General features: G+C 73.0%; 11 protein-coding genes. 10 read left to right on the forward strand and 1 reads right to left on the reverse strand.

All coding sequences use genetic code 11. From position 1 onward, the window contains the following. Nucleotides 1-124 precede the first annotated feature (124 nt). From ACFU5G_RS24545 to ACFU5G_RS24565, 5 genes are all read left to right on the forward strand, one after another. Nucleotides 125-1153 carry a hypothetical protein gene (locus ACFU5G_RS24545; RefSeq protein WP_377250669.1) on the forward strand — a complete coding sequence of 343 codons (1029 nt, stop codon included), beginning with the start codon at nucleotides 125-127 and terminating at the stop codon, nucleotides 1151-1153. Continuing rightward, nucleotides 1150-2730, forward strand: coding sequence for a CoF synthetase (locus tag ACFU5G_RS24550; protein WP_377250671.1), 1581 nt, complete (start codon nucleotides 1150-1152; stop codon nucleotides 2728-2730). Before ACFU5G_RS24545 ends, ACFU5G_RS24550 begins: the two co-directional genes overlap by 4 nt. 92 nt (nucleotides 2731-2822) lie before the next feature. After that, entirely contained in the window at nucleotides 2823-4109 is a 1287-nt protein-coding gene (locus ACFU5G_RS24555) for a cysteine desulfurase family protein (RefSeq protein WP_377250674.1), read from the forward strand. Continuing rightward, the gene (gene mnmA / locus ACFU5G_RS24560; RefSeq protein WP_377250676.1) at nucleotides 4106-5293 is read left to right on the forward strand and encodes a tRNA 2-thiouridine(34) synthase MnmA; all 1188 of its coding nucleotides are present in this window, start codon (nucleotides 4106-4108) and stop codon (nucleotides 5291-5293) included. The genes ACFU5G_RS24555 and mnmA overlap by 4 nt, the downstream gene beginning before the upstream one ends. A gap of 165 nt (nucleotides 5294-5458) precedes the next feature. Next, nucleotides 5459-6496: a hypothetical protein gene (locus tag ACFU5G_RS24565; RefSeq protein ID WP_377250678.1), complete on the forward strand. Its 1038-nt coding sequence runs from the start codon at nucleotides 5459-5461 to the stop codon at nucleotides 6494-6496. 104 nt (nucleotides 6497-6600) lie between these two features. Here the strand turns inward: ACFU5G_RS24565 and ACFU5G_RS24570 are convergent, their stop codons facing one another. Then, nucleotides 6601-8751, reverse strand: coding sequence for a prolyl oligopeptidase family protein (locus tag ACFU5G_RS24570; protein ID WP_377250681.1), 2151 nt, complete (start codon nucleotides 8749-8751; stop codon nucleotides 6601-6603). 322 nt (nucleotides 8752-9073) lie between these two features. Here ACFU5G_RS24570 and ACFU5G_RS24575 point away from each other — a divergent pair, with 322 nt between their 5' ends. The 5 genes from ACFU5G_RS24575 to ACFU5G_RS24595 all read left to right on the forward strand — a co-directional run bounded on the left by ACFU5G_RS24575 (nucleotide 9074) and on the right by ACFU5G_RS24595 (nucleotide 13469). Beyond that, on the forward strand, nucleotides 9074-10750 hold the full coding sequence (locus ACFU5G_RS24575) for an ATP-binding protein (protein ID WP_377250683.1): 1677 nt from the start codon (nucleotides 9074-9076) through the stop codon (nucleotides 10748-10750). A gap of 17 nt (nucleotides 10751-10767) precedes the next feature. Next, on the forward strand, nucleotides 10768-11160 hold the full coding sequence (locus ACFU5G_RS24580) for a roadblock/LC7 domain-containing protein (protein WP_026366069.1): 393 nt from the start codon (nucleotides 10768-10770) through the stop codon (nucleotides 11158-11160). A 113-nt stretch (nucleotides 11161-11273) separates the two neighbouring features. Beyond that, on the forward strand, nucleotides 11274-11627 hold the full coding sequence (locus ACFU5G_RS24585; protein WP_020017549.1) for a DUF742 domain-containing protein: 354 nt from the start codon (nucleotides 11274-11276) through the stop codon (nucleotides 11625-11627). Nucleotides 11628-11688: 61 nt separating this feature from the next. Beyond that, nucleotides 11689-12219 (forward strand): ATP/GTP-binding protein, encoded by a 531-nt coding sequence (locus ACFU5G_RS24590; protein WP_377250686.1) that lies wholly within the window; start codon nucleotides 11689-11691, stop codon nucleotides 12217-12219. 47 nt (nucleotides 12220-12266) lie between these two features. After that, entirely contained in the window at nucleotides 12267-13469 is a 1203-nt protein-coding gene (locus ACFU5G_RS24595) for a cytochrome P450 (protein WP_377250689.1), read from the forward strand. The last annotated feature ends 53 nt before the right edge of the window (nucleotides 13470-13522 follow it).

Genomic DNA, 13522 nt, shown 5'->3' on the forward strand with positions numbered 1-13522 from the left:
AGCTTGTCGAGACCCGCTGAGGACTCGACAAGCTCGACCGACGACCCCGTACCCGGCTTTTCCATGCATAACGCTTTTACATCTTTAGGGTCGGCATGTCGGTGGCTCGCGCTAGGTTGCGCTCGTGTCGCACACCGAGCCGTGGCCGAGCATCGTCGAGGACGCCCGGCACTACCCGTCCCCGCACAACTCCCAGCCCATCAAGCTCCGGCCGGTGGACGAGTCCACCGCCGAGCTCTACTACGACCTCGACCTCGGGCTGCCCGCGGAGTCGTTCGGCATCCCGTTCGGGCACGTCTGTGCCGGCGTCTTCCTGGAGTCGCTGCGCACCGTAGCCGAGGGGCTCGGGTACGGCGTCGAGGAGAGCATCGACGACGGCGAGATGGACTTCTCCGGCACGGGCCGGCTGCACAGCCTGGGCACCGTACGGCTCGTCCCGCGCCCGGTGTCGGACGACGCCCGCGCGCGGCTGGAGCTCTTCCGGTCCCGTCAGACGTCGCGCCGCCCCTACGACGCCCGCCTGGTGCCCGACGACGTCGTGGCCGCCGCCGCCGACGTCGCACACACCGCCGGCCACACGTTCCGCACGACCGCCGACCGCGCCGTCGTGCGCCGGCTGGTGCACATCAACCAGGCGACGCTGTTCTCCGACCTGCGCAACGACGCGGTGTACGAGGAGATCATGACCTGGCTGCGGTTCAGCAAGGACGACGCCCGGGAGCGGGGCGACGGCCTGAGCGCCGAGGCAATGCTCATGCCCGGCGGCCTGCTCCGGTTCGCCATGAGCCACCGCGGCCTGTGGGACGCGCCGGTGATCGGCGGCGCCATCCGCGCGATGTACCTGAACACGATGCGCGGGGTGCGGCAGCTCGGCTGGCTGGAGGGCCCGTTCGCGCGGCCGGCCGACCACATCGAGGCGGGCCGCACCTTCATGCGTCTGTGGCTCGAGCTCACCGCCCACGGCGTGCGGCTGCACCCGTTCGGGACCGTGATCACCAACCCCGGCTCGCACGAGGCCTTCGCGCGGGAGATCTCCGCCGACGAGAGCGGCGACCGCATGGCCTGGATGCTGTTCCGGTTCGGGTACAGCAAGACCCCGCCGGTGGCGCACCGCCGTCCGGCCGCCTCGATGCTGCTGGGAGCCGACCGATGAGACGAGTCCTCGCCTTCACCCTCGTGGCCCTGGTGGACGCCGTGGTGCGCCCCCTGACCCACAGCGTGCACACGCACAAGGTGCTGCTCGGGCCGGGCATCGAGCCGCTGCGCTGGTGGCTCGGCCGGCTGCGGGCCTGGCGCACGTTCGACCTCGCGGCGCGCGAGGTGCCCGCCTACCGCGCGTTCCTCGCCGAGCACGGCCGCGACAGCAGGCTGCGCCGCACGGGCTCGCTGGCCGAGACGTTCCGGGGCATCCCGGAGATGGACAAGGAGTCCTACGTCAAGCGGTGGAGCATCCCCGAGCGCTGCATCGGCGGCACCCTGCCGCGGCGCGGCGTCGTCGTCGACGAGTCCTCCGGCAGCTCCGGCACCCCCACGAGCTGGGTGCGCGGCCGCGAGGAGCGCGCCGCGACCCGCCAGCTGCTCCAGGTGGGCTTCGCGCGGACGGCGTCGTCCCTGCGCAAGAAGCCGTTCGTGCTGAACGCGTTCTCGCTGGGGGCCTGGGCAACCGGCATGAACGTCACGTCCTCGCTCACCGAGGTCACGATGATCAAGTCCTGCGGGCCCGACAAGGACAAGATCATCGCCACGATGCAGGAGTTCGGGACCGACTACACGTACATCATCACGAGCTACCCGCCGTTCCTGAAGTCCCTGTTCGAGGACGACCGGCTGGACTGGGCCGCCTACGACATCGTGGCCGCGTTCGGCGGCGAGGGCATCAGCGAGAACATGCGCTCGCACATCCTCAAGTACGCCCACAGCGTGTTCGGCTCGTACGGGGCCAGCGACCTGGAGATCAACCTCAGCATCGAGACCGACTTCACCGTCGCGCTGCGCCGCGCCATCGCCGCCGACCCGCGGCTGTCCGAGCGGCTGACCCGGACCGGCGAGTACGGCGTGCTCCCGATGATCTTCCAGTTCAACCCGTTCGACTACCTCGTGGAGACCAACGACGCCGGCGAGCTCGTCGTCACGATCGCCCGCGACCGGAACATCAACCCCCGCGTCCGGTACAACATCCACGACCGGGGCCACGTGCTGCGCGTGCGCGACGTGCTGCCCGTGCTCAAGGAGCTCGGCCACCACGAGGTCGTCGCCGAGAAGTTCCTCGACCTGCCCCTGCTGTTCCACTACGGCCGGTCCGACCTGTCCGTCGACTACAACGGCGCCGTCATCGGCCCCGACGCCCTGCGCGACGTGGTGCACAGCGACCCCGAGCTCCTCGAGGCGGTCGAGAACCACCGCCTGATCAGCTACGAGGACGACCACGGCGACCGCCAGCTGCACATCGCGCTCCAGCTCAGTGCCGCCGCGACGCAGGACGGCACGCTGGAGCAGGACCGGTACCGCGCCTTCGTCATCACCGAGCTGCGGCGGCGCAACGGCGACTTCAACAACGGCGTGCGCACCGCCCCCGACGGCACGCTGCCCACCATCGCCTTCTACGCCCACCGCACCGGACCGTTCGCCACGGACAGCGGCAAGCTCAAGAACGAGTACGTCTGGCAGCTGCCCGCCGGCGCCCTGGAGCAGTGGGAGACCGACCTGAGCCACGTGTTCCCCAGGGAGTGAGCGGGGCCCCGTTCAGGGGGTGGGGCGGGGGCGGGCATAGCGCGGCTCACACCGCGGGAAGCGTTCCCGCCCCCGAAGCGTTCGTATGCTTGATGATCGTGACCACTCCGCCCCCTGACCCGGCGCGCACGCCCCTGACGGCGAGCGGCGCCCACGGTGAGCAGCCCCGCGAGCCCGAAGGCGCGTACCTCGACCACGCCGCGACCACGCCCATGTCGGCGGCGGCGCTCGCGGCGTACGTCGCCGAGGCGCAGCGCACCGGCAACGCGTCGTCGCTGCACTCCGCGGGCCGCACGTCGCGCCGGGCCGTCGAGGAGGCGCGCGAGACGGTGGCGGGATCCTTGGGCGCACGGCCGAGCGAGGTCATCTTCACCTCGGGCGGGACCGAGGCGGACAACCTCGCGATCAAGGGCATCTTCTGGGGACGCCGCGCGCAGGACACGCGCCGCACCCGCGTGCTCGTCTCCGCCGTCGAGCACCACGCCGTGCTCGACCCCGCGTTCTGGCTCGCGGGCCACGCGGGCGCGGAGATCGTGCTGCTGCCCGTCGACGCCGAGGGCCGGCTCGACCTCGACGCCCTGCGCGCCGAGCTCGCCGCCCACGCCGCCGAGACCGCGCTGATCAGCGTCATGTGGGCCAACAACGAGGTCGGCACGGTCCAGCCGGTCCGCGACGTCGTGCGCGCGGCCCGGCCCTACGGCATCCCCGTGCACACCGACGCCGTCCAGGCGGTCGGCCAGACCGAGGTCGACTTCACGGAGTCCGGCGTGGACGCCATGACCGTCTCGGCCCACAAGCTCGGCGGCCCCGTCGGCGTCGGCGCGCTGCTCGCCCGGCGCGACCTCGCGCTCGACGCCGTGCTGCACGGCGGCGGCCAGGAGCGCGGCGTGCGGTCCGGCACGCTCGACGCCGCCTCGATCGCGGCCTTCGGCGTCGCCACCCGGCACGCCGTCGACTGCCTGCCCCAGCGCGCCGCGCGCCTGCGCGCGCTGCGCGACGACCTGGTCGCCCGGGTGCGGGACGCCGCGCCGTCCGCGGTGCTGCGCGGCCCCGAGCCCGCCGCGGGCGACCGGCTGCCCGGCAACGCGCACTTCACCTTCCCCGGCGCCGAGGGCGACTCCCTGCTCTACCTGCTGGACTCCGCGGGCGTGCAGGCCTCCACCGGCTCGGCGTGCCAGGCCGGCGTGCCGCAGCCGTCGCACGTGCTGCTCGCCATGGGCGTCCCCGAGGCCGAGGCCCGCGGCGCCCTGCGCTTCACGCTCGGGGCGACGTCCACCGAGTCCGACGTCGATCGGCTCGTGGCCGCCCTGCCGCAGGTCGTGGCGCGGGCACAGGCCGCGGGCCTGGTGTCGGGCCGCGCGATGGGCGGTGCCTCGTGAGGGTGCTGGCCGCCATGTCGGGCGGCGTGGACTCCGCGGTTGCTGCCGCGCTCGCGGTCGAGGCCGGGCACGACGTCGTGGGGGTGCACATGGCGCTCTCGCGCAACCGGGACCAGTTCCGGTCGGGCTCGCGCGGCTGCTGCTCCATCGAGGACGCCGGCGACGCCCGCCGCGCCGCGGACATGCTCGGCATCCCGTACTACGTGTGGGACCTGTCCGAGCGCTTCGAGGACACCGTCGTGGCCGACTTCCTCTCCGAGTACGAGGCCGGGCGCACCCCCAACCCGTGCGTGCGCTGCAACGAGCACATCAAGTTCGAGGCCCTGCTCGACAAGGCGACGGCCCTCGGGTTCGACGCCGTCGCGACCGGCCACTACGCGCAGATCGTCACGCGCGAGGTCCCGGGGGCGGACGGCGGCGCGCGCACAGTGCGCGAGCTGCACCGCTCGCCGAACGACGCCAAGGACCAGTCGTACGTGCTGGCCGTGGCCGGGCCGGAGCGCCTGGCCCGCGCGATGTTCCCGCTGGGCGGCTTCGCGTCCAAGGACGAGGTGCGGGCCGAGGCAGAGCGCCGCGGCCTGTCGGTCTCGGCCAAGCCCGACTCCTACGACATTTGCTTCGTGGCCGACGGCGACACCCGCGGCTTCCTGCGCGACCGCCTGGGCTCCCGCCCGGGCGAGGTCGTGGACGTCGACGGCGAGGTGGTCGGCGAGCACGACGGCGCCTACGCCTTCACCGTGGGGCAGCGGCGCGGGCTCGCCCTGGGCCGCCCCGCCGCCGACGGCAAGGCACGCTACGTAGTGGACGTGCAGCCCTCGACGAACACCGTGGTCGTGGGTCCGGCCGAGCTGCTGAGCGTGGACCGGATCGCGGGGGAGAAGTCCCTGTGGTTCGAGGGGGTGCTGCCTGATGCGGCGGACGGCGGTGCGGCGGCGGACGGCGGGGTGCCGGACGGCGTCGTCGTGCCCGACGCGGGCGGCTGGTTCGACGCCGAGGTGCAGGTCCGGGCGCACGGGGCGCCCGTCCCGGCGCGCGTGCGGGCCGACGGCACCTCGCTCGAGGTGGCACTGACCGGCACGCCGTTGCGGGGCGTGGCCCCGGGGCAGTCCCTGGTGGTCTACCGCGGCACCTGGGTGCTCGGCCAGGCCACGGTCGCCCGGTCCTGGCGCGCGCCGGCGGCCTGAGCCGGCCTGGCCTGACCCGGCCTTCCGGTCGGCCTGATGCGGACCCGGCCCCGCCGTCGTCCGGACCCGGCCCACCCGAGCCGTACCCTCGGGGCTGTACCTTCGGCGCGGGCCGTGGCGCCGGACCGCCGGCGCCGGCCCCGCGCCCCTGAACGAGGAGAGCTGATGACCGCTGTGAGCGGGCACGGGCCGTGGCCCGGCGGCGAGCGCGACGTGCTGGAGGCCCAGCAGATCGCCCTGGGCGAGCTCGCCGAGCTGCCGACCGGCGTCGACGCGGTGCCGTTCCTGACCCAGCTGCCGCAGCGCGGCCCGGGCGCGGACGCCCTGGGCCGGACGGCGGCGCGGCTGACCGAGATGCCCGTCGAGCTGGGTCCGCACGGCTGGAAGCTCACCGACCGGCCCGGCGCCGACGCGCGGCGGGCCGACACGTTCTGGCGCGAGGACCTGGGCGCGCTCGCGATCGCGGCGCACGGTCACGCCGGGCCGCTCGCGGTCGAGGTGCTGGGACCGTGGACGCTCGCGGCCCAGCTCTGGTCGGCCCGCGGGGACCGCGTCCTGGCGGACGCCGGGGCCCGCGCCGACCTGGCGCTCGCCCTCGCCGACGGCCTGCGCACGCTGGTTGCCGACGTCGTGGCCCAGGTGCCCGGCGCCGAGGTCACGGTGCAGCTCGCGGAGCCGCTGCTCGGCCAGGTGCACGCGGGCGTGCTGCCCACGTTCTCCGGGTTCTCGCGGCTGCGGGCGGTGGACGGCCCGGGGATCGTCGGCGGGCTGGAGCCGGTGCTCGCCGCCGTGCGCGACGCCGGCGCCCGGTCCGTGGTGCACCTCGGCGGCACCTGGGTGGGCGTGCCGCCCGTGGTGCTCGCCGGCGCGGACGCGCTGGGCCTCGACCTGGCCGACGTCGGCCCCGGCGGTTGGAACGAGAAGGCCTGGGAGCTGATCGCGCGGGCCGTCGAGCGGGGCACGGGGCTGTGGGCGGGGCTGCCGCCGGCGCAGGTCTCGCAGTGCGCCGGACCGGCGCTCGGCGAGCTGGCCCAGCTCGTCGCGGAGCCCTGGCGGCGGATCGGCCTGTCGGCCGCGGGCCTCGGGGACGTCACGCTCCTGGCCGCACCCCGCCGGGCCCTGGGCCCGGTGGACGCGCACCGCGCGGAGCTGGCCAACCTGGGCCGCGTGGCCGAGACCCTGGCGGAGAAGGCCGAGGCCTGACTCCACTTCGAGGCCCCACTTTTCTTCACTTTGATGTAGCTCAAAGCGAAGAAAAGTGGGGCCTCGAAGGTGAAGAGGTCAGCCTGCCGGGTCAGCCAGCGGGGTCAGCCCGCCAGGCGGTTCCAGAGGAACGTCCAGTGGGTCGCCGCCATGTACGCCGCCTGCGCGTTGTTGGCCGCGCCGCCGTGGCCGCCCTCGATGTTCTCGTAGTACGTCACGTCCTTGCCCGCGGCCAGCATGAGCGCCGCCATCTTGCGGGCGTGCCCGGGGTGCACCCGGTCGTCCTTGGTCGACGTCGTGAACAGCACCGGCGGGTACTGCCGGGCGGCGTCGAACAGGTGGTACGGCGAGAACGTCCGCACGAACTCCCAGTCGGCCGTGTCCGGGTCGCCGTACTCCGCCATCCACGACGCGCCCGCCAGCAGGTGCGAGTAGCGCTTCATGTCCAGCAGCGGCACGCCCACGATGATCGCGCCGAACAGCTCCGGGTACTGCGTCAGCATGTTGCCCGCCAGCAGCCCGCCGTTGGACCGGCCCTCCATACCCAGCCGCTCCGGGACGGTGATGCCCCGGGCCACGAGGTCGCGCGCCACGGCGGCGAAGTCCTCGTACGCGCGGTGCCGGTTCTCCTTCAGCGCCGCCTGGTGCCAGGCCGGCCCGTACTCGCCGCCGCCGCGGATGTTCGCCACGGCGTACACGCCGCCGCGGTCCAGCCACGCGCGCCCGATCGTGCCCGAGTACCCCGGCAGGATCGCGTGCTCGAACCCGCCGTAGCCCCACAGCAGCGTCGGCGCGGGACCCGCCTCGCCCGAGACCAGGTCCGCCCGGCCCACGACGAAGTACGGCACGCGGGTCCCGTCGTCCGACGTCGTGAACTCCTGGCGCACCTCCAGGCCCGCCGCCTCGAAGTACGACGGCGCGGACTTGAGCACCTCCGGCGCCTCCTGCGCGCCCACGGTCGCCCGGCCCAGGGTCGACGGCGTCAGGTACCCGGTGGTGACCACCCAGACGTCGTCGGAGTCGACGACGTCCACCGCGCCCACCCCGACCGTGAGCAGCTCGCCGCCCAGGGGCAGCTCGGAGCGGGCCCAGGCGCCGCCGGCGACCGGAGCCGACGGCGGCGTCAGCACGTGCAGCAGGTTCTTCACGTCGTCGAGCACGTTGACCACCAGGTGGTGGCGCGTCCAGGTGACCCCCGCGAGCGACGTCGTCGCCGTCGGCTCGAACAGCACGGTCAGGTCCCGCGAGCCGGCCATGAAGTCGTCGAACGGCGTGGCGAGGAGCGACCCGGCGCGGTACGTGGTCCCGTCGACCGTCCAGTCGTCCCGCAGCCGCACCAGCATCCACTCGCGGTGCAGGCTCACGTTCGCCGAGTCGGGCACGTCGATCTTCACCAGCTCCTGGTGGGCTGTCCCCACACCGGTGACCAGGAAGGTCTCCTCGGCGTAGAACCGGAGCGCGCGGTACACCAGGTCGCGCTCGAACCCGGGCGTGTGCGACCGGTAGGCGCCGACGGCCATGTCCTGCGCCGTGCCCTCGTAGACGAGCGTGGCCTCCTCCATCGGCGTGCCCCGCCGCCACAGCTTGACCTGCCGGGCGTACCCGGACGGCGTCATGGTGCCCTCGCCGAAGTCCGTCGCCACGTACACGGTGTCCTGGTCGACCCACGACAGCCCGCCCTTGGCCTCCGCCCGGACGAACCCGCCCGCCTCCGGCGCCACGAACTGCTTGGTGACCAGGTCGAACTCGCGCGTGACGTCCGCGTCCGAGCCGCCGGGCGACAGGTCGACCAGCGCGTGCCGCCGCGGCTCGCCCGCCGCGAGCTGCTCCGGCGTCGGGCGCAGCACGCTCGCGCCGTGCCAGACCCAGCTCTCGCCCTCCTGCTCGGCGAGCGCGTCGAGGTCCAGGACGGTCTCCCACTCCGGCGCGTCGGTCCGGTAGGAGTCGAGCGTGGTGCGGCGCCACAGGCCGCGCTGGTGCCCGGCGTCCTGCCAGAAGTTGTAGTAGTGCTCGCCGACCTTCGAGACGTGCGGGATCTTGTCGTCCGAGTCGAGGACCTCGCGGACCTCGCCCTCGATCGTCGTGAACCGGTCGCCGCCCAGGGCAGCCGCGCTGTGCGCGTTGCGCTCGCGGACCCAGTCCAGGGCGTCCGCGCCCTCGACGTCCTCGAGCCAGGCGAACGGGTCCGTCGCGGGGTCGAGGGGGGTCGCGGGGAGAGCGGTTCGGGTGTCGGTCTGGGTGGGCTCGGCGCTCATGACGAGCACCCTACGCGGCCGGTCGCGGCGTCCGCCGCCGGCGGGCCCGCTTGCCGCTCGCCTGAACCGTGTGTGCCCGTTTTTTGCTGATTTGGGGGGTTACTCGGCCACGGTCTGTCCCCATTCCTCACTGGCACATATTTTCGCACTTCGCACCACGGTCGTGCCCTTCCACGTGTGGGACGCCCTGTGGTAGAAACTGCACTCCAGGGGGTTGTTCGCCCTCTTCAGCCGAGTTCGGGGTCCAGGTAGCGGCATTCGCCGTCGGGACAACCCGGACTCTGACGACACAACTACTAGGGGGATCGGCTCGGTGAGCTCGATGTCTTCTGCTCCTCCGCCCAGCAGGCTGCGCCAGGTCGCGCCCTGGGTGTGCGTCGCCGGCGTGGGTGCCTACGTCTTCGTTGCACCGGTCCTGTTCACTGCCACCGGCCTCGACTCCACGTGGCCCGCCTGGCTCGTCGGCATCGCCGCCGTCGGTCTCGCAGTGGTGGCCGCGATGATCGCCGCCAAGTCCTCCCGGGACGACCTCGCCTCGCACGAGGACCTGGTCCTCGCCTACCGCCGGGCCGAGGAGCGCGCCGACGCCGCTTCCGCGGCGCTCGACGCGCTCGCCAAGGAGCAGCTGCCCGCGTTCCTGGAGAGCGAGCCCGCCCCGCCGCTGCCGCACCTGCCGGGCGACGCCCGTGCCCAGGCCAGGCTCGACGAGGCCGCCGGCATGCTCGCCCGGGTGCAGGAGGAGCGGGTCGCCCGGCGCGACGCGGTCCAGGTGGCCGTGGTCGCCCTGAGCCGCAAGGTCCAGGCCGCCGCGCACCGCATCCAGGAGGAGGCGGCGCGCATGGTGCAGCGCCACCCCACCGACGCGGACATCCTGCAGACCTCCATGCGCGTCGACCACGCGGCGGCCCAGCAGGCCCGCCAGGCGCAGAGCCTCGCGGCCCTGTGCGGCGAGTGGCCGGGCCAGCAGTGGAGCGAGCCGCTCCCGCTGCCCGACGTCGTCAAGGGCGCCGCCAGCCGCATCACGGCGTTCCACCGGGTCGAGGTGTCGGGTGACCCCGGCGTCGCCGTCTCGGCGCGGATCGTCGAGCCGCTCATCCACCTCGTGGCCGAGCTGCTGTCCAACGCCACGCAGTCCTCCCCGCCCACCACGCAGGTGCTCGTGGCCCTCCGCCAGGTGCAACGTGGTGCCGTCGTCGAGATCGACGACTGCGGCGTGGGCCTCGACCTCAAGCAGCTCGAGCAGGCGCGCGACATCGCCTCCGGCAAGCGCGAGATCAGCATCACCGAGCTGGGCGAGATCCCGCAGACGGGCCTCGCCGTGGTCGGTACCTACGCCCGCCGGCACGGCTTCCGCGTGGACGTCACCGAGTCCGTGTACGGCGGCCTCCGCGCGATCGTCATGATCCCGGCCGAGCTCACCGAGGCAGTGGTGCCGTCGGGCATGCTCACGCCGGCCGCCACGCTGCCGAGCGCGCACGTGCCCTCCACCGGGGTGGCCGCGCTGGCCTCCAGCCGCGCCGCGACCGCCGTCGTGGAGGCGCCGCTCGCAACCGAGCTGCCCACGGCGAAGCCCGCCGAGGACGACGAGTGGCCAGCCCCCGCGGCGCCCGATGCCGCGACCGTGCTACCCGTCGAGCCGCTCAGCGTGCGCGGCGACGTGGTCGACGACGAGGAGGAGACGCCCGTGGCCGGTGCTCACGTGAAGGCCCCGGGCGAGCTGCCCCTACGCCCTGGGCGAGCCCGCCCTGAGGATGACGAGTTCCCCGAGCCGGCTGCGCTCCCGCAGCGGCGGTCCCGCCGTGGAGAGGTGGACGCGCCCGGTGACCGGGCCGAGCCCAGGCCGGAGCCTCGTACCGAGGACACCGGTCCCGCTCAGACGGCCGAGGAGGCCGGCGAGTGGATGGGCGCCTTCTTCAGCTCGAGCGAGGCGCGGTTCGGGGACTCACACGACAGCAGCGAACCGTCGGCTGGCGCCGACGGAACTTCGGAGGACCGATGACTACGCAGGCCGACGGCATGACGAGCACCGACGGCAACAGCTGGATGCTCGAGCTCATCAGTGGTGTACGGGGGGTCAGGCATGTAGTCGTGCTCACCTCCGACGGGCTGATGAAGGTTCGGACCGACCAGACCCCGCTCGACGTGGCCGACAAGGTCGCGGCGGCTTGCGCCGGACTAGCGGCGCTGGGGATCGGAATGAGCCGGGAGTTCGGGAACAGCGACACGATCCGCCAGGTGATGGTGGAGTTCGACGGCGGCTTCCTGTTCGTCCGGGGGGCCGGCGACGGCTCCCGCCTGGCGGTCATCACGGACACGGTGATCGACCCGGCACTGATTGCGCAGCAGATGCAGGCCCAGGTGCTCATGATCGGTGAGCGCACGCTGGGCACGGACCGGATCAACAGCTGATCCCGATACCGGCCCAGGCTTCATGGAAAGCAGTACCCGAGCCCGCCGTGGCTCGGCCGTATCAGGCACCACCAGCTCGACCGATACCTGATCGACCAACAGGGGGCGAGGGGATGGACACCGAGGAGTACCGCGATCACCCGGTGCGCTCGTACGTGCTCACCTCGGGGCGTGCGCACCCGTCGCGGAACACGTTGCGACCGGAGACGCTCGTGCGCGCCGTCGAGAGCCGTCCGGTGCTCTCGACGGCGGGGCGGCTGGAGCGGGAGCTCGTGCAGCTGTGCCAGGGCACGCTCGCGCTGGCAGAGGTGGCGGCGTACCTGGCGCTACCCGTAAGTCTCGTGGCGGTCATGGTCTCCGACCTGGTCGACGCGGGAAACCTGACGATCCGTTCCAACCACCAAGCGCACGTCCTGCCCGGCAAGGACATCCTGGAGAAGATTCTCGATGGACTCCGCAAGCTCTGACCGACCGGTTCCCGGACAGCATCTGGCACCGACCGTCGCACGGTCGGTCAAGATCCTCGTCGTGGGCGCGTTCGGGGTGGGCAAGACGACGCTGATCGGCGCGGTCAGCGAGATCGACCCGCTGCGCACCGAGGAGCGCATCACCACGGCGAGCGTGGGCATCGACCCGGGGCAGCCGAACAAGGAGACGACGACGGTCGCGATGGACTTCGGTCGCATCACCGTGACCGAGGACATCGCGCTGTACCTGTTCGGCACCCCGGGCCAGCGCCGGTTCTGGGACCTGTGGTCCGGCCTGGCGGACGGCGCCGTGGGCGCGCTGGTCATGATCGACACCCGGCACCTCGAGGACAGCTTCGAGGTGCTGGACCAGCTCGAGCTGCGCACCAAGATCCCGTTCGCGGTGGTCGTCAACCAGTTCCCGGACTCGCCGGACTACCCGCTGGAGCGGGTCCGAGCGGCGCTGGACCTGCTGCCGGAGACGCCGATCGTCGAGTGCGACGCCCGGGACCGGCAGTCCGCCGTCCTGACCCTCATCACGCTGGTCGAGCACGCGATGACCTTCCCGGTCTTCCAGAAGGTCAACGCGTGACGTTGGCCAACAGACTGCATCGCCGCCTGGAAGACATTCCGGACCGGATGCAGCTGTCGGACATCACGACCGCGCGCGACCCGCACAAGCTCTACGAGCGGCTGCGGGACGAATGGGGCCCGGTGGCGCCCATGGACCTGGAGCCCGGCGTGCCCGCCTGGCTCGTGCTCGGCTACGACGAGGCCAGCAGCGTGATGCGCAACGAGCTGCTGTTCTCGCGCAACTCGCGCAACTGGCGGTACGTCCAGGAGCGCTCCCTGCCCGCGGACTCCGGCGTCTTCGCGGCGCTCGCCCCGCGGGAGAACGCGTACTTCCTCGACGGGATGCAGCAGCGCCGCCTGCGCGCCCCGCTCGACGACGCGCTCGGCTCCGTAGACGAGAAGCGGCTGGCCCGCACCGTGGCGGTGACGTGCGAGGCGATCATCGACCGCCTCATGCCGCGCGGCGAGGCCGACCTGGTGAAGGACTACGCGGTGGCGGTCCCCGTCATGGTCATGACCGAGATGTTCGGCATGAGCCTGTCCGACGGGAACAAGATGCACGAGCTCACCGAGGCCCTCTACGCGGGCAAGGAGAAGGCTCGTGCGGCGGCCGTGGAGCAGGAGTCGCTGCTCGCGGTGCTCGTGGCGACGCACCGGGCCGAGCCCGGCGAGGACCTGACCACGGCCCTGGTGAACCACCCGAACCACGCGAACGACGTCGAGGTCATGGCCTCGATCGGCGTGATGTTCAGCCTGGGGCACGACGCCGAGATCGCCTGGATCGCGAGCACCCTGCACATGATCCTGACCGACCCGGCGTTCGCGGCCCGCGTGCGCCGGGGCCGGCTCGACCTGGACGACGCGCTGGACGAGGTCTCCCGGCGGCACCCGCCGGCGCCGCACGTGCTGCCGCGGTTCGCCCGGCAGGACTGCGAGCTGGGCGGGCGTCGGATCGCGCTCGGCGACGCCCTGGTGCCCGCCGTCGCGGCGGCCAACGCCGACCGCGCCATCCGCACCGACGACCCGTGGGAGGAGCTGGGCAGCCGGTTCCACCTCACGTGGGGCGCCGGGGCCCACTCGTGCCCCGCGCACCGCATCGGCCCGCTCATCGGCCGCATCGCCGTGGACACCCTGTTGCGCAGGATCCTCGACATGGAGCTGACCGTGGCCTACGACTCGATCAAGATGTCGGTCTCGCCGTGGTCGCGCTACCCGCGCAGCCTGCCGGTGCGCTTCACGTCCCCGCTGACGGGCGGCGGCCAGTCCTGACGCCGTAGCGTCGCACGACACACCGCGGGCCCGGCCGATCTCTCGGCCGGGCC

Source organism: Promicromonospora sp. NPDC057488 (genome assembly GCF_042802395.1).
Classification (GTDB): Bacteria; Actinomycetota; Actinomycetes; order Actinomycetales; family Cellulomonadaceae; genus Promicromonospora.